Here is a 22,345-nt window from a genome sequence, read left to right as displayed (position 1 = left end):
CAAATTTATATGGACAATAAAGAAGAAGCGATTCGTTACATGGCCGGAAGATTGATTCGTATCATCAACAAGCACAGCAGGATTGAGGAACAGCCCATTGTCATCGGCGAAGGGCTGGAGCTTACTCCCCGGGAAATCCGTTGCCTGCATGCCATCGGGCTGAACGAAGGTGCCAATCTCAAGACCATTGCTGAAGTGCTCGGGGTGACCAAGAGTGCTATTTCGCAGATGATGGGCAAGCTTGAGAAGCGCGGTTTTGTGCGCAAGGAATCGGCACCGGATAACCGTAAGGAATTGCTGGCCATGCTCACTGAAAGAGGGCGGGAAGCGTTTGATGTTCATCAGGAGTTCCATGAGCGGCATATGAATAACCTCAAGGAGCGGCTGGATGAATTCACCGACCCGCAGCTGGCTACTGCAGGAGCTGTGCTTGCAGTGGTGGAAACCGTTGTGGATGATCGTCTGGCGGAGATGTTCGGGAAGAAAGTTTAGATTTGATGCGCTTCGCGTTTGTTGAAAAGAGTTTGAGAATCCCAAACTTTTTTATTTGGCTTCGCCGCTTCGACTTGCGAGCGTTGCGTTTTTTGTAGATATTTTTTTATTACAATAGTTAAGTGTCTTAACTAAATTGGAGAAAATTATGAACAGCATAGGCATAGACATCGGTTATTCGTCGGTAAAAGTGGTTGTTCTTGATGAAAATAAGGACATCCTCAGGAGCAGATATGTGCTGCATAAAGGGCAGCCCGTACAGGTTCTGCTCAGGGTTCTGGAAGAACTGAAGCCGGAGCTGGCAGGCGGACTCTGCGGGGCGGTGGGCGGCAGCGGCGGGAAGATTTTTGCTGAATCTGATGCCGTTGCGTCTGTTAATGATATTGCCGCGCTGGTGGAGGGGGCCCGGTTGTTGGCTCCTGAGTGCGCTTCTATCATTGAAATCGGGGGCCAGCGGGCCGGATATATTGCCGGAGTCGCGTCAGAGAACAAAGCCGCAATGGAATTTTCCCTGAACCCGGATTGCTCGGCGGGTACCGGATCTTTCCTCGAAGAACAGGCTTCGCGCATAGGTATTGAGATTGAGGATTATTCTCGCATCGAAGATGGGGCCGGATCAACTCCCAGAATTGCCGGACGGTGCAGTGTTTTTGCCAAAACCGACATCACCCACCATCAGCAGGAGGGTGTTTCCATCCCGGATATCCTGCGCGGATTGGCCTATGCCACAGCGCGGAACTACCGCAACGCGGTCATGCGCGGATTGGCGAAGAACCCTCCTTATTTCTTCAGCGGAGGGGTTTCCCGCAACAAGGCCATTATTTTCGCTTTGCAGAAAGTTCTGCAGTTGAATGACCGACAGCTCATAGTTCATCCGCAAGGCAAGGTTGCCGGAGCTGTGGGGGCGGCACTGATCGGGTTTAAAGAACGCAATGCGGTTGATTTATCCGCTTTGATTGCCCTGTTGAAAAATCCCTGCAAACCGCTGTTCTCCGCAGAGGATAAAGTAACTCTCCCGCCTCTTGCCGGGTACGGGATTGCAGATGCGGCGGATAAACATATCTGCCGGGATATTTCCATGGAATCCGCCCCGGTGGAATGCTGGGTCGGGGTCGATGTGGGTTCCACCAGTACCAATGTTGTGCTGGTGGATGGTGAGAACCGGGTGCTCGGCTATCGCTACCTGCGCACTGCGGGTGATCCGGTTAAGGCCGTTAAGCAGGGGCTGGCCGAACTGGGCAGGGATTTTTCCGGGAAGGTCAAAGTCATGGGCGCGGCCACTACCGGGTCCGGGCGTAACATGACCGGGCGGCTCATCGGTGCGGACGTGGTCAAGGATGAGATTACCGCACAGGCCCGTGCTGCGGTTTCCCTCTGCCCGGGTGTGGATACTGTTTTTGAGATCGGCGGGCAGGATTCAAAATTCATCTCCATTAAAAACGGTGCGGTCTCGGACTTTCAGATGAACAAGGTTTGCGCGGCCGGGACCGGATCGTTCATTGAAGAACAGGCCAAGAAAATCGGTATTGCGCTGGATGACTACGCGGACACGGCTTTCAAAAGCGATTCTCCCATCAATCTCGGCGAACGCTGCACCGTGTTCATGGAGACCAGCATTGCCGCCCATCTGGCGCAGGGCGACTCAATCGAAGATATTGCCGCCGGGCTCTGCTACTCCATTATCAAGAACTACACCAACCGGGTGGTGGGCCGTAAAAAGGTCGGTACCAAGATTTTGCTTCAGGGCGGTGTGGCTTACAATCAGGCCATAATCAACGCTTTCAGGGCGGTACACGGTATGGATGTGCAGGTTCCCCCTTTCTTCAGTGTCACCGGGGCCGTGGGCGCGGCCATCATCGCCCGCGAGGAAATGGAGGGGGTAACTTTATTCAAGGGATTTGATCTGCAGGATGAGCAGCCGGAAATTGCGGAAGCAGAACCCGCACCGCAGTTTGCACCCGGATCATTCAACAGACAGGTGCAGGATTTCATTTTCCGTGATTATGACGGAACCATTGACCGGAACCAGAAGACCGTGGGCATGCCCCGCTCCCTGTTCACATTCGGCATGTTCACCCTGTTTCATACCTTTTTTAAAGAACTGGGTATGAACGTGGTTCTCTCCGAACCCACTTCCGGTGAAACCATCAGGCTGTCACAGGAGTACTCCCTTGACGAGACCTGTTATCCGGTCAAGCTGGTCAATGGACACGCTGCGGAACTGGTTGCGCGCGGAGTGGATTACCTTTTCTTTCCTGATCTTTTCACCGCTTTCCATCCCCATTCCAGGTCCCGTCAGACTTACGGATGCGCTTACATGCAACTGGCCTTCAAAATCGTCAGCGAGGCCATGAAGCTTGATGAAAAGAACATCAAAATGCTGGCCCCGACTCTGGCTTTCAGTCAGGGGCCTGAGTTCATGCAGTCCCAGTTCATGGCTCTGGGTAAACAGTTGGGTAAAAGTCCGGAAGAGGCCGGGGCGGCCCTTAAAGCGGGGATGGCGGCCTATCAGGGCTTGCAGCAGCGCATGAAGGAGCGGGGTCGCGAAACTCTGGCCTCCCTTGATCCCAATGCCAAGGCTTTTGTGCTCATCTCCAAGATCTACGGGGTGGCCGATCCGGTACTGAACATGGGTATCCCGGACAAGCTTGCGGAGCTGGGCTACCGGACCATTCCCCTTTTCGACCTGCCGGAATCGGACATTTTTGAGGAGCATCCCAATATGTTCTGGCCCTTCGGGCAGCATATGCTGGCTGCAGCAAAGCTGGTCGCCAAGCATCCCAACCTCTATCCCATCTTCCTGACCCACCACGGTTGTGGACCGGATACGGTTTTCTCCCATTATTACGGGGAAATATTCAAGGATAAACCTTCCCTGACCATTGAGGTGGACGAGCATTCTTCCAGTGTGGGCGTGCAGACCCGTGTCGAGGCTTTTGTGAACAGCCTGAACAAAGTGCCGGAACGTGAAGCTCTTGCCGTGGAAGAGTATGTGAACATGGGCAGCTCCGATCCGGTGAACATCATGACCGACTATTCGCGGCTTGGTGCCGGGCCGTTGCTGCTGCCGGATGTTTATCCTTATTCCACCATCGGTTGCGCCATGCTCAAGGCCAAGGGAATTGATGCACGGGTCATTCCACCCAGCTCAAAGGAATCCGTGGATACCGGGCGCAGGTTTTCTTCAGGGAATGAGTATTTTTCTCTGACCGCCCTGCTGGGCGAAGTGCTTTCCGGTCTGCAGAAGTACAATGGCAACGGAACCCGGCCCTCCGTGCTTTTTCCCCAGAACGAAGGTGCCGAAGTGGACGGGCAGTATTCCCGGTTCCTGCGTTGTGTTCTTGATCAGGAAGGGCTTGAGGATGTGCAGCTGATTTCACCGTTCATGGAGGAATTGCGTCTGCTCAAAGACAGGGAAGCTGAAAAGCTGTTTCTCTGCCTGCTGGCCGGGGATCTGGTGCTGCATACCCCGCTGGCATTACGGGCCGAGACCCTTGAGTTTATGGTCCGACTGGCCTCCCGCGAGCAGTTGGATATTGAGAAGCTGGAATCCACAGCCCGCATCGTCCGGGAAACCCTTGCCCGGCAGGATCATGACGGAGCCATCATGGCCATCGGCGAACCGCTGGTCCTATTCAAATCACTGCTCAACGACAACACCTTCGGCAGGCTGGAGGAGCAGGGTCGCAGGATCATTTACGCCCCCTTAAGCGAGTACCTCTGGAACCTCTGGTACGACTACTACAACTACAACAAGATCGATGCCGATCCATCCCTGCGCAGCAATATTGCGCTTTTCAAGGAATACATGGAGCGGGTTTCCGGTTGTCTCGGCGAGTTCAGCCATTACGAACGTGATTTCGGTTCGCTGAAGAAAATAGCGGACCGGGGGCTCGGTTACTATTCCGGTGCTTTCGGCCGTTATCGCGGAGCCAAGATTATGGATGAAGTTCCCGGCGTCAAAGGGGTGATTTCCGTAACATCCATGTACGAAAACACCGGAATCAGCCTCGGCATCCTCAAGGACCGCCTTGATGACAAGCCTTATGCCCCGATTCTCTCCCTGACTTTTGACGGCAACCGCAATGAGAATAACAGGCTCAAAGTGGATTCCTTTCTCTACAACCTTTAAATCGCTGCAAAGAGGTTTTTCATGAATAAAGAACATCATCCCGGAATGCGCTGCAAAGGCGGACACCACCGCCGGGGGCCGACCAGTTACGGCATGCATGATTCCAATCTGGTTTTCAAAACCCTCGGGCTGCAAACCGGATCTATCTTCCTTGATCTTGGTTGCGGTCCCGGAGATTACTCTGTCCACGCCGCCTGCGACGTGGGGCCTTCCGGCAGGGTTTACGCCCTTGACAGCAACGGTTCCATGCTGGAGCAGGTCAAGGCGCAGGCATTGGATAACGGATTGCGTAATATCAGGACATTTCTCGGCGACATGACCGGGAGACTTCCTTTTGAGGATTCCAGTGTGCAGACCTGTTTTATGAGCACCTCCCTGCACTGCATGAGTCTTGATGAGTACGGGGAAGCAATTTTCAGTGAAATCCACCGGGTCTTGGAATCGGGCGGACAGTTGGCCGTACTGGAGTGCAAAAAGGAAAAGACCGACTTCGGTCCGCCGCTGCACATGCGCATTTCCGGGGAAGAACTCAAAGCAGTGCTGGGACCGTTGGGGTTCACTGAATCGAACTATATTGATCTTGGGTTTAATTACCTGATTTGTTTTACTAAAGATAGATAGAAAGGAAATCGTACATGAAAATACTGAATCTTTACGGTTCGCTGAACGGGCAGACCGAGAAAGTGGCCCTTGAAATTGAAAAAGAAGCTGTCCGGGCAGGGCATGAGGTTTCCACCTTCAATCTCAAAAAAGAGGGTATCCTGTTTGAACTGCTCGATTATGATCTGACCTTTATAGGCTCCGGTGTTTATACATGGCTGCCGGGCAAGGCCGTGCAGGGCTGGATTGACCGACAGCTGATGCATGCCCGTGACAATAATCTGATCCTGCCCGGTTCTCCGCGTATTCCCGGTAAATTCGCCTGCGTATACTGCACCTACGCCGGACCGCATACCGGGGAGGCCGAGGCTGTCCCGGCCATCAAGTATATGGGGCAGCTTTTCGACCATCTGGGTATCACCGTTGCTGATGAATGGGCGGTTGTGGGTTCTTTTGTTCCAAAGAAGATGCAGCATTTCAATACTTCGGGCCGCCTCGGAGATATCGAGGGGCGTCCCAATGCCGATGACCTGAAGCAGGTTCGCGGAAAGGTGGCTGGGCTGCTCGGTTCTTTGGAGCCTTGTATGGTATAATGATTTAAGTCGTCTGTTGATACGTGGATATGAAGGCCGGAGCTGTTGAAGTTCCGGCTTTTTTTGTATTGAACAGTATTATAATTCAGAATTGTTTACATAAAGCTCACTATTGGCTATCTTTCCTGATATTTACTTTCCGCTTTTCTTTTCGCTCTTTATGATCTCCGTGCTTTCCGGGAGGATGTCCTGATGGTTTTGAATAGATTGTTAATTGCTGTTCTTCTTTTACTCTCCGCGCAGTGTGCATTTGCGGCAGAGCAGGATCAGCATTCCCTCTCGGTTGTTTATTGTGAAGATTGCCAGCCCTTTGAATTCCTAAACAGTGCCGGGGAGGCAGACGGTCTGATCATGGATTACTGGAAACTCTGGTCGGAAAAGACCGGGGTGAAGCTGGATTTGAAGCCTGCCCGGTGGAAGGATACTTTGCGTATGGTCCGCGAAGGGCAGGTCGATGCCCATGCCGGACTTTTTTATAGTAAAAAGCGGGATGAGTATCTGCAATACGGTGAAGCTTTGAGCCGGGGCGATACCCAGATATTTTACCATAAAGCATTGCCTGTGGAGAGCAATGAAGATGTTTCCCCATACCGGGTCGGGATACTTGCCGGGGATCTGTCAATTGATATCATGCGCGAGAAGCAGCCGGAGACCGTTCTGGCCGAGTATCCGGACTTTGAATCCCTTATGTCGGACCTTGAAAAGGGCAGACTCAAGGTCTTTGTTGCCGAAACCCTGATCGGTCTTTCCTATCTTCGGGAATATGATCTTATTTCTAAATTTCAGTATAAAACCGGGCAGCCCCTTTACCGTAATGATTGGCTGGTGGCTGTGCCGGAAGGGCGGGAGCAGATTCTTTCCGTTATCAATGACGGAATGGATAAAATCAGCGGCAATGAAAGGCAGGCTATCAATCGTAAATGGGTGGCTGCTGCAAAAGGACGCTCGCCCGACTGCCTGACCATCGCTCTTGACCGTGACTACCCGCCTTTTTCATTGCTCGGCCCGGACGGTGCCCCCACCGGATTACTGGTGGATTTGTGGAAGGCATGGAGTGCGCAGACCGGAATCCCAGTTAATTTCATGCCCGACAGCTGGGTCGGGACCATGGAGGCCGTCAGGAACGGCAATGCCGATATTCATTCCGGGCTTTTCCGCTCAAAGGACAGGAAGGAATTTCTTGATTTTTCCTACCCCCTGTTCAGGGTGGATACGTCCCTGTTCTGTAGGGAGGACCAGAAACAGCCCGGTGGGCTGGATAAGATGAACGGAAAGAAAGTTGCCGTTTTGGATGGTTCTTTTCAGCAGAACTATCTGCAGAAGAAATTTCCGGGAGTCGAAGCTGTCCCATTCCCGAATAGCGAGGCCATGGTCCTGGCCGTTTTGAAAAACAATGTGAATGCTTTGCTGCACGAGGTGCTTCCTGTGGAGGCGGAGCTGAGCGGCTGGCAGATGAAAGGGGCTTTGACCAAGGGAAAGGAACCTGTGTTTTCCAATTCCATCCGGGCCGGGGTGCTCAAGGGTAAACCGGAGCTCATACAGAAGATAAATGCGGGGTTTGAGCGGATTCCCTATCAGGTCTATGCGGATATTGAGAAACGTTGGATTTCTGACCCTGATGAATATTACTACTCTTTGGAAGACGATACTTTTAATTTGAGTCCTGATGATCTTAAATGGCTCGATAAACATCCGCAGATCACCATCGCCATCATGAATGCCTGGCCTCCGCTTGATTATGTTAATGATCGCGGGGAACCCGAAGGACTGGGTGTTGATTATGTGAACCTGCTCAACAAACGGCTGGGCAACAGGCTCAAGATTGTGCCCGGACCGTTCAAGGAAAATCTGGAGTCGGTCAAGGAGAAGCGCATCGACGCCCTCATGGATGTGACTCCCAAGAAGGACCGCGAACCGTATGTCCATTTCTCCGATCCTTATATGGTCATTCCCCATGTGATTGTGGGTCGTACGGACGGTTACGAGTTTAGCGATGAAAAGCAGCTGAGCGATAAAACCATTGCCCTTGAGCGCGGTTTTTTCAATGTGAAATATTTCCGGGATAATTATCCCATGGCGCAGGTAAAGGAGTTTCCGGATACCCTTGCGGCACTGGAAGCCGTCGCCCATGGTGAGGTAGATGCTTACGTGGGCAACAGGGCGGTGGCCGTCTACCTTATTGAACGCAATCTGCTTACCAATCTGGAAGTGCAGGGCAAGCTGAAGACAAAAGGTTCCGTGCTGGCTATCGGGGTGCGTAAGGACTGGCCGGAACTTGCCGCTATTTTTGACCGGGCCTTAAAATCAATCAGCCGTCAGGAAGAGCGTGAAATCCTGAAAAGGTGGACCGGGGAAGGCAATCAGCGCAGGGTGGAACTGAGTCGGGAAGAACAGCTCTGGCTGCGTTCCAGCCCGGCTGTCCGCTTTTGCGTAGACCCGGACTGGCTGCCCCTTGAACGCATTGATCCCGGTTCAAAACAGTACGAGGGAATTTCCGCAGACCTGTTGCAACTTGTGGCTGAGCGCACCGGGCTTTCCCTTGAGCTGGTGCCCACGGAAAAATGGAGCGAGTCCGTTGATCTGGTCCGGAAAGGCAAGACCGACATGCTGGCTGCGGCCAGTGAGACTGAAGAGCGTAAAGAATTTCTCAATTTTTCCAGTCCCTACATAAATCTTTCAGAAGTTGTTGTTGTCCGGCAGAATATGCCTTTTATTTCCAGTGTGGAAGATCTGGCCGGCATGCGTATCGGAGTCAGTGCCGGTAATGCTGCGCACAAATATCTGGAGACAAGTTATCCGCAGCTGAAGCTAGTGCCGGTGAACGGGGCCTTGAACGGACTTAAAATGGTAGCTGAAGGGCAGGTCGACGGTTACGTGGGGACACTGGAAGTGCTCGGTTACCTGATCAACCAGAACGGATTGTACAATCTCAAGGTCGCTTTGCAACTGCCTGTCACCCGGCAGCTCTGTTTTGCCGTACGTAAAGGGATGTCGCCGTACCTTATTTCTATTCTTAACAAAGGAATCGGCTCCATTACCGAAAGGGAATCCGAGGCGGTTATCCGCAAGTGGATCAGTTTGCGGGTGGAAGGCGGTTTGAATTTGTGGATGGTGGCCAAGATTGTCCTCGGCATCGGCAGTGTGGCCGGATTGATCCTTTTTGTGGTTGTCCGGGCCAACAGGCGTCTTGCCGGGGAAGTTCAGATGCGCATGGAGGCCGAGCAGGAGATGCTCAAGGCCCGTGACAAGGCCGAAGAAGCCACAAGGGCCAAGAGTGATTTTCTGGCCCGTATGAGCCATGAGATCAGGACACCCATGAATGCCATCATCGGTATGAGCCATCTGGTCCTGCAGACGGAGCTGACCGCCAAGCAGCACGATTACCTTTCCAAAATACGGGCCGGGGCCAATAACCTGCTGGGCATCATCAATGATATCCTTGATTTTTCCAAGATCGAGGCTGGAAAAATGGATATGGAAAGCATTCCTTTCCGGCTGGATGAGACCATGGACAACCTTGCCAATGTGGTTGCGGTAAAAGCCGAGGAAAAAGGGCTGGAGGTCCTTTTTCATGTCAGTCCCGATGTTCCCAACGATTTAATAGGCGATCCTCTCCGTCTTGGTCAGGTGCTCATCAATCTTGCTAACAACGCCACCAAGTTTACTGAAGAGGGCGATATTGTCATTTCTGTGGAAAAACAGGATGAGACTGACGACAGCGTGACCTTGTTTTTCTCGGTAATTGATTCGGGTATCGGCATGACCAAAGAGCAGATGGGCAGGCTTTTCCAGTCCTTTTCACAGGCTGACGGCTCCACTACCCGTAAATACGGCGGCACCGGACTGGGGCTGGCTATCTGTAAACGGATTGTGGAAATGATGGATGGCAGTATCAGGGTAGACAGCATGCCCGGCCATGGTTCCACCTTTGCTTTCACGGTTGTACTGGGCAAAGGGGAGAAAGCCTCGGTCAGCTATATTCCCGCTGCGGACCTGCGCGGCCTGCGTGCTTTGGTGGTGGATGATAATCCCACTGCACGGGCCATCCTTTCCGAGGCATTGGAAAGCATGAGCTTCAAGGTCAGTACCGCTGCTTCCGGGCAGGATGGGCTGGATATGCTTGAGCTGGCTTCCAAAGAAGGTGAGCCTTACGAACTTGTGTTGCTGGACTGGAAAATGCCCGGTCTGGACGGCATAGAAACCGCCCGCATGATTGAAGAGTATGCCGGGCAGAAACTACCTAAAATTCTGATGGTTACTGCCTACGGGCGGGAAGAGATTATGGAGCAGGCCAAAGGTGCCGGGCTTGAAGCCTATCTGATTAAGCCGGTCAACCAGTCGGTTCTTTTTGATACTATCATGGGTGTTTTCGGCCATGATGTTGAGCGTAAGACAAAACGGACTTTGCTTTTTTCTAAAGAAACTGAAGGCTTGAGTGATATTCGAGGGGCACGGGTTCTGCTGGCTGAAGACAATGAAATCAACCAGCAGATAGCAGTTGAGCTGCTTGAGAAAGCGGACATGGTTGTTGAAGTTGTCGACAACGGGCTGGAAGCAGTGCAAAGTGTTCTGCAAAATGAATATGATCTGGTGTTTATGGATATCCAGATGCCGGAGCTTGACGGTCTGTCCGCGGTTTCCCGGATCAGGGAACACGAAATCAGCGCAGAGGAATTGCCTGTTGTGGCCATGACCGCCCACGCCATGGCCGGAGACCGGGAAAAGAGTATTAAAGCCGGGATGAATGACCATATTACTAAACCCATCGATCCTGATCTGCTCATGGCGACTTTGGTGAAGTGGATTACTCCCGGACAAAGGGATCTGCCGGAAGGATATGTTTCCACTACGGAACTTAAAGAGCGGGAGCTTGCTGAAAACAGCCTGCCTCTTGATGGTCTGCCGGGTATCAATGTCAAATCCGGGCTGGTGAAGGTTTCCGGTAACCGGGAATTATACAGGAAACTGCTCAACCAGTTCCGGGCCAAATACCTCAGCTCAGTAGATGAAATCCGCGAACAGCTGAGGATCGGTGAAATTGAAACCGCCACCCGTACAGCCCATACCGTGAAAGGGGTGGCCGCCAATCTGGGGGCGGATGATCTGGCCCATGCTGCAGGTGAGGCGGAACGCGCCTTGCGCGGCGGGGAAACAGAATTGGAAGAGTTACTAATAGACATGTCCGGCCGGATGGATATTGTTGCGCAGGCTCTGGATGAGCTTTTGCCGGAAGAGGATGAAAATATTTTACGATCCGCCACTGAAATACAACAGGCGGAAGCATCCGGCGAGGGGCCGGATCCGGATGAATTGCAGGATAAGTTGCAACGTTTTGTTGTTCTGGTAGATGAGAATGTAGCGCAGGCCATGGAATTTGCAGCAGAGATAGAGAAAATGGTTTCCGGCACAGCTATGGCGGAATCTGTTGGTAAGATAGTTCAGGCCATGGATGATTTTGAAACAGATGAAGCCCGCGATGAAGCACGGGCTCTTCTTGATTCGCTAGCTGAGGAACAGGGGTAGGCTATGAAACAGGTACTTATTGTTGATGACACCGTGGAGAACTTACAGGTTCTTATGGAGGCCCTTAAGGGCGAATATGCCGTTGTTACCGCCAAGAACGGGGAAAAGGCTCTTGAACTGGCTGTGAATAAGCCCCGGCCGGACATCATCCTGCTGGATATCATGATGCCGGGAATGAACGGCTACGAGGTCTGCGAAAGATTGAAGGCCGATGTGCGCACAAAGGATATTCCGGTCATCTTCATCACCGTGCTTATGGAAGAAGAGGACGAGGCCAGAGGTCTGGCTCTTGGGGCTGTGGATTACATTGTGAAGCCTTTTTGCCCGGATCTCGTAAAGGCAAGGGTCAAGAACCAGCTGGATCTCAAGGAGCATAAGGATCATCTTGAAAGGCTGGTTAAAGAGCGTACCAAAGAGCTTGCTCTGGTCAAGAAGGTGACCATCGAATGCCTCGCCACTTTGGCTGAATGGCGGGATCCTGAAACAGGTGGGCACATTGCCCGGACCCAGAACTATGTAAAGATTCTGGCTGAACATGCCATGAAACGGGAAGAGTTCGCTTCCGAGCTCAATGAGGAATTGATTGAAACCCTCTATCTTTCCGCTCCGCTGCATGATGTGGGCAAGGTCGGCGTTGCCGATGCCATTCTGCTCAAGCCGGGGAAGCTTACCGATGAAGAGTTTGAAGAAATGAAGAAGCATTCCCAGTACGGTTGTGATGCCTTGGCCGGGGCGGAAAATACCCTTGGCGGAAACTCATTTTTGCATCACGCCCGCGAGATTGCTTTTTACCATCATGAAAAATGGGACGGAACAGGGTATCCCAAGGGAACTTCGGGTGAGGATATCCCCCTTTCCGCGCGGATAATGGCCATTGCCGATGTATATGATGCCTTGATTTCCAAAAGGGTTTACAAAGATCCTTTTCCGCATTCAAAGGCGGTAAAGATCATTGCCGAAGGACGCGGGACCCATTTTGATCCCCGGCTGACTGATATCTTTCTGGATATTCAGGAGGAGTTCAGGGGGATCGCCCTTGAGTTTGCTGATTTCGATGAGGAACGGGAAACCCTCAAACAATAAGGGAGCGGCTATGAGCGACAAGCCCACCGTGCTGGCAGTGGATGATACCCCCGAAAACCTGCACATACTCATGGACCTGCTCAAGGATGATTACGCCATTCTCGCTGCCAAGGACGGGGAAAAGGGACTGAAGCTGGCCCGGTCCAAGGATCCGGATATCATTCTGCTTGATGTCATGATGCCGGGCATGGACGGTTACGAGGTCATCAACCGGCTTAAGGCCGAAGAAAAGACAAAGGATATTCCGGTTATTTTCGTTACTTCACTGAATGAGGCCGGGGACGAGACAAAGGGGCTTGCCCTTGGAGCCATTGATTATATCACCAAGCCTTTCAATCCGGACATCGTCAAAGCCCGGGTCAGGAACCATCTTGAACTCAGGGAAGCTGTCCGTGTGCGTGAAGACGTGGAACGCATCATGCGCCATGACCTGAAATCTCCGTTAACCAGCGTGATCAGCCTGCCTCAGTTAATCCTTATGTCCGGTGAGTATGATGAGCATGTTAAATCCATGCTCGCCCGTATTGAGGATGCCGGTTACACTCTGCTTTCCATGGTCAATATGTCTACTGCCCTGTTTAAGATGGAGCGTGGTACTTACAGTTTTGTCCCGGAATCAATGGATATGGCCGCTGTGGTGCGTAAGGTGTTTATCGGGCACGAGGACACTGCCCAGATGCGCGGGATTGAGCTTGTTCTTGAAATTGAGGGAACTCCGGCAGGACCGGAGCAGGAATTTACTGTTTCGGCAGAGGAGCTGCTTTGTTATTCCATGCTGGCTAATCTGGTGGGTAATGCTGTGGATGCCTGCCCCAAGGGTGGGGACGTCCGGGTCAGTCTGCAGCGGATGGAAGGAGCTGTGCAGATTTCAGTGCGTAATCCCGGAGAGGTGCCGGAAGATATCAAAAGTCGTTTTTTTGCAAAGTACGCCACATCCGGCAAAGACCGGGGAACCGGGCTGGGAACCTATTCGGCAAAGCTTATCGCCAAGGCCCACGGAGGCAGTATTTCCATGGAAAGCGTTGACGGTGAAGTTGTAGTAGCTGTCACCATTCCTCAGCCATAAGGCGGCTGATCTCAGCTTGAGAAGACTTCCCGCAATTTTTTTTCAAGAGTGATTGGAGTGAAAGGTTTTACAATATAGTTGGTTACACCCGCGGACACAGCTTCCACAACCAGTTCCTGTTCCGCTTCGGCGGTAACCATGATTACGGGCAGTTTTTCATATTTCGGTATGGACCTGATTTCCCGCAGAAATTCCAATCCGCTCATTCTGGACATGTTCCAGTCCAGAAGAACCAGTTCGGTGGCTGCATTTTCCTTCAGTTTATCAAGGGCCATAAGCCCGTCTTCTGCATAATGCAGGTTGAAATATCCCAGCATTCGCATAATATCCGCGACGGTACGCCGCATGGCCTGATGATCATCAACAATCAGTATGGTTGCGCTTTTTGGCAGCATGTAAGTCTCCGTTATTCTCCGGCTTTTGCTGTGTTAGTTAACCTGTTTCGGACTTGAGAGCAATCCGTTGCCTTTAATTCTTTAAGAACTTTTAAAAAATGGTTTGGTCATAAATATGGAATGTACACTTGATTTCTCCGCTGTAATTTTTGATTTGGACGGCACACTGCTGGACACTCTTGGTGATATTGCAGCTGCCGCTAATTCCGCTCTTTCGCGCATGGGTTACCCAACCCATCCGGTGGATGCCTACCGGGGATTTGTTGGCGACGGCGCAAGGACGCTCGCCATGCGTGTATTGCCTGAAGATAAACAGAATCAGGAGGATTATGAGCTCTTTGTTCCTGTCTTGCTTAAGGAATTCGAAGAGGAACTGAACAAGCATGTTCGCCCCTACGGAGGTATCCCAGAAGTGCTGCGGGAGTTCCTTTCCGCCGGGAAGAAAATTGCCATCCTGTCCAACAAGCCGCACGAGTATGCCATTGAGGCTGTTAAGATGTTTTTGCCGGGAATAGATTTTTTCGCTGTCTACGGCGGACGCAATGACGTTCCGCTCAAGCCCGAACCGGACGCTGCGCTTGATCTTGCGGAAAAAATGGGTGTTTCTCCGCATCAGACCCTGTTTGTGGGCGATACTGACGTGGATATCAGAACCGGGGTCAATGCGGGGATGATTTCAGTCGGCGCAGGTTGGGGCTTCCGAGGTGAAAAGGAACTTGTTCAGGCCGGGGCCAACATTGTTCTGGACACCCCGGCAGATCTGGTTTCGCTGCTCTAAATTTTTGCCCGTAATCTTAAAAACAGTCTGGAAAGCCCATGGTGAACACCGTGGGCTTTTATTTTGTCAAAAAATTCTGATTACCCTTTTATCTTTGCTGTTATTTTACTATGCTGCTGGTTAGATGTGTGATCTGTTCAGTCTATACGGGGTGAGTATATGAAAGTTTTTGTAGGGGACATAAAAACAGGAATGCGTCTTTCTGAGGACGTGAAAGGTGCCAACGGCAGGTTTTTGCTGGCTGCGGGCACTGTCATTGAGGAACAGCATTTGCGCATTTTTAATATCTGGGGCGTCAGCGAGGTTGATGTTGATAGTGCGGGTGCTGAACAGGATGAAGAGCTGGACCCCGTAATATTGCAGATTGCCGGAGAATATGTAGACGGTCTTTATGCGCATGCTGATATGACAGTGCCGCCTATGAGTCTTTTGCGTGATGTCAGCCTGAAGCATTTTGCCGGTGAGCTTGAGAAAAACAATGACTTACCCCAGATTATTTCTACGGGTGTACTTCCTGAGATGCCGGAGGCCCCTCTTTACCCCAATGTGGGTGCTTTTTTGAAGAACGGTATTTCTTTCGTGTCGTTCCCGGATATTTATTACAAAATAGTAGAAGCTCTCGATGATCCCGGGACGACTTCTGAAAGTCTTGCGGATATTATCTCCAAGGATTCCGGTTTGAGTGCTAAACTGATCAGTGTCGTGAACAGCCCTCTGTATGGCTTCAGTCTGCCGGTGGAGTCCTTGAGCAGGGCAGTTTCCCTTGTGGGGACAAGTGGAGTGTGTCAGTTGGCTCTCAGTGTGTCGGTCATGGAGGCTTTTAAAGGCGGAGGCAACTCTTTGCTCTCCATGGCTTCTTTCTGGAAGCATTCTTTGGCATGTGCCGTTTTCTGTCGCATTCTTGCTGCACAGATCCCCGGCGTGTCTCAGGATAAATGTTTTGTTGCCGGGATGCTGCACGATATTGGGCTGCTTATACTGCTTGAACAATATCCGGTTCAGGTGGAGCTGACTTTTGTGTTGAGCAGGGAGCTTGGTTTGACCTGCTGTGAAGCTGAATCGAGGGTTTTCGGCTTTGATCATTGTGAGCTGGCAAAAGAAATTTTCGGGCTGTGGAATATTCCTCCCTCTCTTACGGCTGCAGTGGCCGGACATCATGGAGGAGAGCTGAATGAATTTTGTATTGAATCAGCTATCTGCTCCGTTGCAGACTCAATGGCTCTGGCAATGCAATACGGGGCTGACGGTCTTGGTTTTGTAAATACCCCGTATCATGGAGCTTGGGATGCTCTCGGTCTACCTGATGGTGCGGTTGTTACCACCATATTGAAAGCAAATCGTCAGATTGCGGATATCCTCGCTATTTTCGGAGGTTAGAGTGGACGATAAACTGTTGATCAATTTTCAGCGGCAGCAGATTAAAACTCTGCAGGAGGAGAAAGCCGCGGCCATGGATGCCCTTGATCTGGCCCGTGAGCTGGGCGGGATCGGCCTTTCGCGGGAGCAGCCTTCATTAGGAAAGTTGCTGTATGATATATGTATCCGCGCCAACCAGATGATTCCGTTTAAATCCTGTGCGGTTTACCTTGTTGATAGTGAAACACAAGATTTTGTTCAGGCGCGTTCCTATCCGGAACTGTCGGATAGAGGGCTGGAAAAGGAGGTTGACTCCTTGATTGCGGATCAGTCTTTTGCTTATGCCCTGCAGTCTGACGGACCTGTCTTTTTTCTTGATTCAACAGGAAACAGCCATATCCTGCTGCACTCGCTGGCCACTCCGTACCGGGTTCGGGGAATGTTCGTGGGGGAGATGCTTCAGAGCAAGGATGAAATTCTGGACACAACCTTGAAACTATTTTCCGTGTTTCTGCTTTCTGCGGTCAATGCCCTTGAAAACTGCGAGACCCATGAGTTCATGCGCAATCACAGCCAGGAGTTGGAGCGCAAGGTTCAGCAGCGGACTCTGGAGCTTGCTGATGCATATGACCGGATGAATGTCACTCTGGACGGCATGCAGGCCGGAGTTATGGTGGTGGAAGCTGAAAACCACAGGATTGTTGATGCAAATCCCAAGGCTTTGGAAATGTTTGGGATGGAATGGGAAGAGCTGATCGGGCAGGAGTGCTTTAATGTGATCTGCACTGCGTTCAGGGGCAAATGCCCTATTGTTGATCTTGGGCTGAAGGAAAAAAACGGGGAGTATGTTATCGAACGCAAGGACGGAATTCAAATTCCGATCCAGAAAACCGTCAGCCGGGTCATGATCGACGGCAAGTTGCATATGGTTGAAAATTTTATTGATATCAGCGAGCAGAAAAAACTGCTTGACCTGAAAGAGGATGTAGAGCGCATCATGCGCCACGACCTGAAAGGGCCGCTGAACGGCATTATCGGCCTTCCGGAAGTCCTGCTCATGGATGAAGACAACCCTCCGACTGAAAGCCAGCGCGAGATTCTGGAGTATATACAGACCTCAGGTTACAAGTTGCTGAATATGATCAACCTTTCTCTTGACCTGTATAAAATGGAGACAGGTACCTATGAGTACCGCCCGGCGGTGGCGGATATATACAGCACTGTCCATTCTGTTCTCAAGGATCTGGTTGAACTGAGTAATTATAAAAAAATTGTTTTCAAAATGCAGTTTGACGGAAAGGATGTGGGCGGTGATTTTTCTTTCAATGTCCGTTGTGATGAATTTCTGACCTATTCACTTTTGTCCAATCTGTTGAAAAATGCAGTGGAGGCATCACCGGCAAATGAAGCAATTACCTTTGCTGTGAGCCGTACTGCAGGAAAAATCCTTTTACGGATTCATAATATGGGCGAAATCCCGGAAGATATACGTGATACTTTTTTTGAAAAATATGTAACAGCTGAAAAGTCCGGAGGAACCGGGCTGGGAACATATTCAGCAAGGCTTATCACCGAAACCATGGGCGGAAGCATTTATTTTGAAACCTCCCGGGAAAAAGGGACTTCAATTTTCATTGAACTGCCGCTCATGGCATAAGAGACTATTATAATCATAAGTTGTTTGAAAATAAATGGTTAACGTGATACGTTTAAAAAGTGTCTTTTCGCAATTCCAGCCTGTGAGGTCGCGTAATGAAAATTTTGGTTGCTGAGGATGATTTTGCCTCCAGAAACTTCCTGCAGCTTTTTTTAAGAAAATACGGTGAAGTTGATGTTGCTGTGAACGGCGCAGAAGCTCTGGAGGTCTTCAAAGCCGCTACGGAGGAAAATGATCCATACCAGTACGTGTTCATGGACATTATGATGCCGGAGAAAAACGGACTGGATGCGGCCCGCGAAATCAGGGAGATCGAGAGGGAGTTCAAGGTTGTTCCGGCAAAGGAAAGTGTAATAATAATGGTAACTGCTTTGTCGGATGTTAAAACCGTATTTGAAGCTTTTAATAAAAGTGAAGCTACCGATTACATAACCAAACCCCTTACTGTTGAAATCCTGACAGCAAAGCTGAAGGAAATAGGATTGATTAAAGATGAGTGAAGGATTTGAACCGGATCTGTTTCTGACTGAATTTGTACATGAGTGCCGTGAAGCTGTTGAGCTGGCGGTTCAGGACGTGCTTAATCTTGAAGAAAAGCAGGATCAGGATTCCATAGACCGTATCTTCAGGGTTTTACACAGCATTAAAGGTAATTCTTCCATGATGGGCTATATGGATTTATCCAAGTTTGTCCATAAGGTGGAGGATGCCTGTTCCGATATCCGTTCCGGTCAAAGGGAGATCGATAGGGAAGTTATCTCCGTGCTGCTTAAGAGTTTTGATCTGGTGGAAGAGGCTTTTGAAGCCATATTTGAAGAGGGGCATGATAAGATTGATTACAGCGGCGGCTACAATTTGTTCGGTGCTGCCGGGGATTCTGCCTTAAAACCGCAATCCGCTTCTTCCGAACCTGCCATACCCGAGCCTGTAGAAAAGAAACAACCCGAAGCATCTGTCCCGGAAGGGAGCGTTGCCGAACCGGTTGAGCCTGTTGCCGAGTCGGCAGTAGGTGTAATTGAGGTCAGAAAAGATCCCACCGCGCTGATCGTTGACGATGATTTTGCCAACCGTAAGATTCTGAGTACTTTTCTGTCCAAGTATATGCCCTGTTATGTGGCAAAGGACGGTGTTGAGGCTATTCAGGCTGTTTCGGAAAGTCTTTCCGGTAATGCTCCCCGTTTCGATGTGATCATGCTCGATATCATGATGCCCAATATCGACGGGTTGCAGGCATGTAAAGCCATCCGTCAGATGGAGCGCGGCAGCAATGCTGATGCCTTCGGCAAAGAATCCAAAATTTTCATCGTCAGCAGTCTGGATGACGATAAGACCATCCACAAGGCTGTCTACGAGTGTCAGGCCGACAGTTATATTGTAAAACCGGTCATGTTTGAGAATTTGAAGAAGCAGTTGGCGCGTTTTAAGTTGATTGCGCCTTAAAGAGTGTTTGGAGCTGAGATAGTCCCGGAATGACATTGTTCATCCCGGGATCATTATTTATTGAAAAATAAAGATACTACTCAGTAAAATTTTTAGACAACATATCAAGCTCAAATCCAGCTTCTTTCTGATGGCGAATTGCTAACACCACTACTGGGCCAAATCCGTCATATCTGTACAAAGCAACATAACCTGTTGAACCGAAACCAATTATTTGTTCACGGAATTCAAGTTCCATGTTTTCAACTGGTCGTCCTGATTCAGGAAGTTGGGCCAATTGCTGCAAAGACCGAGCTATAGTTTTACCTACTCTTTGCGCTGCCTCGTTGTCTTTTGTGTGCAGGAATTGCCGAATACGTTTAAGGTCTTTTGTTGCAGCGGCGGAAAATATCAACTGTGGCATTCAGGTGCCGGTCCTTCGTCTTCTGTACCCCATGATTCAAGCCAGCCAAGAACTTCTTTGGAAGTCGCGTGAAGTCCTGTTTCCTGATAGTTTTGCCACGCTTCCAGTGCTTCCTGTTTATACGTTTCCCGTCTTTCCTCTCGCTCAACATATTGTTTGATTGCTTCGCGCATTAACCAGTGTGAAGAGCGTTGTTTTGTTTCAGCAAGTTTTTTTACCCTTGCTTTTATTGAACCATCAAGCTTGATAGAAGTTGGTGAAGTTTTCATTATTGCCTCCTGTAGTAAAAGGTAATACCTTTTGCTACCAGGCGCAAGCCCTTCCCCCTACACATACCGCGCATAATCAGTGACCAGAAGGTGGATCGGTTCCTCGTCTTCGTCCACTTCGGGAAAGCGGGGCATTGGTTCGTGGAAGCGGTTGTCGATATTGTCGTCATTCACTGCGCTGACTTCGCCCACCAGCACATCCCCTTTACCTTCCTCGCCGTAAAAACAGTGGTACATGCCCGGCTCAAGGCAGATGGATTCGCCCGGTTCGAGGATGATTTTTCCGCCCGGTTCAACTGTGCGCACAAAGCCGTCCACGCTGACTTCAAGCGGCTGGTCGGACATGGATTCGTCTTCATTGGAGCCGTACAGCTCGATAACCAGATTGCCGCCCGCGCGGTTGATGATGTCTTCGCGCTTGGACCAGTGGAAGTGCATGGGGCAGACCTGTCCCTCGCGCACGATCATGATTTTTTCCGCGTACGGTTTGGGATCCCCGGTCTGGAGATTGCCGTTGCGGATGGTGAACAGGATCAGCCCCAGCTTGTCGAAATCACCTTTGCCGTAGTCGGTCAGGTCCCAGCCCAGCATGTTGCGCACGACTTCGCTTTCGCCCTTGCCCTTCCAGTCTTCCGGTCCCCAGAAAGCCCATTTGGGCAGGTTGAATTTGTGCCCGGCGTAAAATTTTTTGGCCTTAACAATAAGTGCGTTGATTTCGCTTCTTTTCATGATCTTACCCTATATTGAAAATTTATTTTATAAGCTTAAATTCAGCCGGAATGGCAGGCATGGCCCCTTTGCAGGAGCAGACATGGGCGGCCAGTCTGTTGGCGTGTTCACTGATTTCAGAAAGTGAATGACCGAGCAGCAGGCCGATGGCAACAGAAGCGGTAAACGAATCTCCGGCCCCGATGGTATCGGCAATTTTTTTGACTTCAATTCCGGGATGCTCAACCTCGCCGTTTTCTCCGATGATCAGGCTTCCTTTACTGCCCCGGGTGAGCACCGAGCATTTCAAGTCAAATTCATCATGCAGTGTTATGAGCATGTCCCGTTCACTGCCTTCAAGCCCGAACATGGGCGCGACAACCGCTATCTCATCATCGTTCAGCTTGAGCACATCGGCTAGTTCGAGAGACTCGGCTATGATTTCTTTGCTGTAAAAATTCTGGCGCAGGTTCATGTCATACACCTTCAATGCCTGAGGTGCGGCGTCCAGAAAGGTTCGAATTGCTTTCCGGCTTATCTCGCTGCGCTGGGCAAGGGTGCCGAAGCAGACCGCATTCACCTGCGTTGCAAAGCCCATGGCTGCATCGTTCAGCTGCAGGTGGTCCCAGGCAATATCGTCCGGGAAAAAGTAAGTTGCCACGCCCTGCTCATCCAGACGGGCTTCCACGTATCCGGTCTCGTGTTCGCGGTCAATACTGACCCCGGAAAGACAAAGCTCCCGGTTCATGAGTTCGCTGCTGGCCCGCCGTCCGCGTTCATCATTACCCAGCGTGGAAATGGCTGCGCCGTCCGCGCCCAATTTGTTCGCATGGTATGCAAAATTGACCGGGGCTCCGCCGATTTCTTCAGAATCAGCCAGTACGTCAAATAATATTTCACCAAGTCCCGCTATGAATAATTGTTTCATGTTTGCCTCCGGCGGCTTAAACCCTTTTGCAAAAGGGTTTAAGAATCCCAAAACCTTTTATTAGGCTTCGCCGCTTTGTTTTTTACTCTTTCACTGATCCGGCAAGCAGTCCGCGGATAAAATATCTGCCGAGGAAAATATAAATCATGAGCACGGGAAAAGCGGCCATGATTGATCCGGCCATGGGCAGGTTCCAGCTAACGGCCTGCCCGCCTGCCAGCTGGGCCAGTCCCACGGTGATGGGGTTGTCTTCGTGGCGGGTCAGGCAGATGCCCCAGAGGAATTCGTTCCAGATCTGGGTAACCTGCCAGAGACTGGTGACCACGAAACCGGGGATGGACAGCGGGAAGACTATCTTTGTGTAGATGGAAAAGAATCCGGCCCCGTCCAGCCTTGCCGATTCCACCAGCGCGGTGGGAATCTGGGAGTAAAAGTTACGGAAGATGAGCGAAGTGATGGGCAATCCGTATACTACGTGGGCAAGAATCAGCCCCGGCAGTCCGCCGTACAGGTTCATGGCCCGCAAAGTCTGGAACAGCGGGATCAGGATAACCTGATAGGGGATGAACATGCCGAACAGGAAGAGGGTGAAAATCAGTTCGCTGCCCTTGAATTTCCATTTGGAAAAAACATAGCCGTTGAGCGAACCGAGCACGGTTGAAAGGGCGGTGGCGCAGACGGTCAGCACCAGCGAGCTGGCGATGTTGGACTTGAGCAGTCCGAAGGCCTGCGGAAAACTGGCCCAGTTGATTTCATCCGGCCATTCCCATGCGGTGGGCAGGCTGATATTTGCCGGGTCTTTCAGCGCGGTTACAATTGCCATGTAAGCGGGCATGAGAAAGAACAGGGCCAGCACGAAAAGTGAGCCGTAGAGCAGGACGGAGCCGGGGGTGATTCCGGATTTCTGTGTGGTACTCATGGT

18 protein-coding genes are annotated in these 22,345 nt (G+C 50.9%); 12 read left to right on the top strand and 6 right to left on the bottom strand.

Annotation, left to right across the window (positions count from 1 at the left end):
• Positions 1-9 precede the first annotated feature (9 nt).
• The 7 genes from FMR86_RS09015 to FMR86_RS08985 all read left to right on the top strand — a co-directional run bounded on the left by FMR86_RS09015 (position 10) and on the right by FMR86_RS08985 (position 13,489).
• Positions 10-492 (top strand): MarR family transcriptional regulator, encoded by a 483-nt coding sequence (locus FMR86_RS09015; protein WP_239057188.1) that lies wholly within the window; start codon positions 10-12, stop codon positions 490-492.
• Positions 493-640: 148 nt separating this feature from the next.
• Positions 641-4,624 carry an acyl-CoA dehydratase activase gene (locus FMR86_RS09010; protein ID WP_163350766.1) on the top strand — a complete coding sequence of 1,328 codons (3,984 nt, stop codon included), beginning with the start codon at positions 641-643 and terminating at the stop codon, positions 4,622-4,624.
• A 21-nt stretch (positions 4,625-4,645) separates the two neighbouring features.
• Positions 4,646-5,245: a class I SAM-dependent methyltransferase gene (locus FMR86_RS09005; RefSeq protein ID WP_163350765.1), complete on the top strand. Its 600-nt coding sequence runs from the start codon at positions 4,646-4,648 to the stop codon at positions 5,243-5,245.
• A 14-nt stretch (positions 5,246-5,259) separates the two neighbouring features.
• A complete protein-coding gene (locus FMR86_RS09000) occupies positions 5,260-5,817 on the top strand; it encodes a flavodoxin family protein (protein WP_163350764.1) in 558 nt (185 codons plus the stop codon).
• 192 nt (positions 5,818-6,009) lie between these two features.
• Positions 6,010-11,340, top strand: a complete 5,331-nt coding sequence (locus FMR86_RS08995; protein WP_163350763.1) for a transporter substrate-binding domain-containing protein — start codon at positions 6,010-6,012, stop codon at positions 11,338-11,340.
• A 3-nt stretch (positions 11,341-11,343) separates the two neighbouring features.
• Complete coding sequence (locus FMR86_RS08990) at positions 11,344-12,423, top strand: HD domain-containing phosphohydrolase (RefSeq protein WP_163350762.1); 1,080 nt, start codon at positions 11,344-11,346, stop codon at positions 12,421-12,423.
• A gap of 10 nt (positions 12,424-12,433) precedes the next feature.
• A complete protein-coding gene (locus tag FMR86_RS08985) occupies positions 12,434-13,489 on the top strand; it encodes a hybrid sensor histidine kinase/response regulator (RefSeq protein ID WP_163350761.1) in 1,056 nt (351 codons plus the stop codon).
• A gap of 11 nt (positions 13,490-13,500) precedes the next feature.
• On the opposite strand, the gene FMR86_RS08980 is transcribed toward FMR86_RS08985, so the two are convergent.
• Positions 13,501-13,884 carry a response regulator gene (locus FMR86_RS08980; RefSeq protein WP_163350760.1) on the bottom strand — a complete coding sequence of 128 codons (384 nt, stop codon included), beginning with the start codon at positions 13,882-13,884 and terminating at the stop codon, positions 13,501-13,503.
• A 115-nt stretch (positions 13,885-13,999) separates the two neighbouring features.
• Here FMR86_RS08980 and FMR86_RS08975 point away from each other — a divergent pair, with 115 nt between their 5' ends.
• From FMR86_RS08975 to FMR86_RS08955, 5 genes are all read left to right on the top strand, one after another.
• On the top strand, positions 14,000-14,662 hold the full coding sequence (locus FMR86_RS08975; RefSeq protein ID WP_163350759.1) for an HAD family hydrolase: 663 nt from the start codon (positions 14,000-14,002) through the stop codon (positions 14,660-14,662).
• 159 nt (positions 14,663-14,821) lie between these two features.
• Positions 14,822-16,039, top strand: coding sequence for an HDOD domain-containing protein (locus FMR86_RS08970; protein ID WP_163350758.1), 1,218 nt, complete (start codon positions 14,822-14,824; stop codon positions 16,037-16,039).
• 1 nt (position 16,040) lies between these two features.
• Positions 16,041-17,675 carry an ATP-binding protein gene (locus tag FMR86_RS08965; protein ID WP_163350757.1) on the top strand — a complete coding sequence of 545 codons (1,635 nt, stop codon included), beginning with the start codon at positions 16,041-16,043 and terminating at the stop codon, positions 17,673-17,675.
• A 95-nt stretch (positions 17,676-17,770) separates the two neighbouring features.
• Entirely contained in the window at positions 17,771-18,175 is a 405-nt protein-coding gene (locus FMR86_RS08960; protein WP_163350756.1) for a response regulator, read from the top strand.
• Complete coding sequence (locus FMR86_RS08955) at positions 18,168-19,115, top strand: response regulator (RefSeq protein ID WP_163350755.1); 948 nt, start codon at positions 18,168-18,170, stop codon at positions 19,113-19,115. The genes FMR86_RS08960 and FMR86_RS08955 overlap by 8 nt, the downstream gene beginning before the upstream one ends.
• Positions 19,116-19,191: 76 nt before the next feature.
• Here FMR86_RS08955 and FMR86_RS08950 read toward each other — a convergent pair whose 3' ends face one another.
• The 5 genes from FMR86_RS08950 to FMR86_RS08930 all read right to left on the bottom strand — a co-directional run bounded on the left by FMR86_RS08950 (position 19,192) and on the right by FMR86_RS08930 (position 22,342).
• Positions 19,192-19,518, bottom strand: a complete 327-nt coding sequence (locus tag FMR86_RS08950) for a type II toxin-antitoxin system RelE/ParE family toxin (protein WP_163350754.1) — start codon at positions 19,516-19,518, stop codon at positions 19,192-19,194.
• Positions 19,506-19,787: a CopG family ribbon-helix-helix protein gene (locus tag FMR86_RS08945; protein WP_163350753.1), complete on the bottom strand. Its 282-nt coding sequence runs from the start codon at positions 19,785-19,787 to the stop codon at positions 19,506-19,508. The genes FMR86_RS08950 and FMR86_RS08945 overlap by 13 nt, the downstream gene beginning before the upstream one ends.
• Before the next feature lie 57 nt (positions 19,788-19,844).
• Positions 19,845-20,516 (bottom strand): D-lyxose/D-mannose family sugar isomerase, encoded by a 672-nt coding sequence (locus FMR86_RS08940; protein WP_163350752.1) that lies wholly within the window; start codon positions 20,514-20,516, stop codon positions 19,845-19,847.
• 22 nt (positions 20,517-20,538) lie between these two features.
• Positions 20,539-21,423 carry a PfkB family carbohydrate kinase gene (locus FMR86_RS08935; RefSeq protein WP_163350751.1) on the bottom strand — a complete coding sequence of 295 codons (885 nt, stop codon included), beginning with the start codon at positions 21,421-21,423 and terminating at the stop codon, positions 20,539-20,541.
• 82 nt (positions 21,424-21,505) lie between these two features.
• The gene (locus FMR86_RS08930; protein WP_163350750.1) at positions 21,506-22,342 is read right to left on the bottom strand and encodes a carbohydrate ABC transporter permease; all 837 of its coding nucleotides are present in this window, start codon (positions 22,340-22,342) and stop codon (positions 21,506-21,508) included.
• Positions 22,343-22,345: the final 3 nt, after the last annotated feature.

It is taken from the genome of Desulfovibrio sp. JC010 (assembly GCF_010470675.1).
GTDB lineage: Bacteria > Desulfobacterota > Desulfovibrionia > Desulfovibrionales > Desulfovibrionaceae > Maridesulfovibrio.
This window is presented reverse-complemented; position numbering and strand designations above follow the sequence as displayed.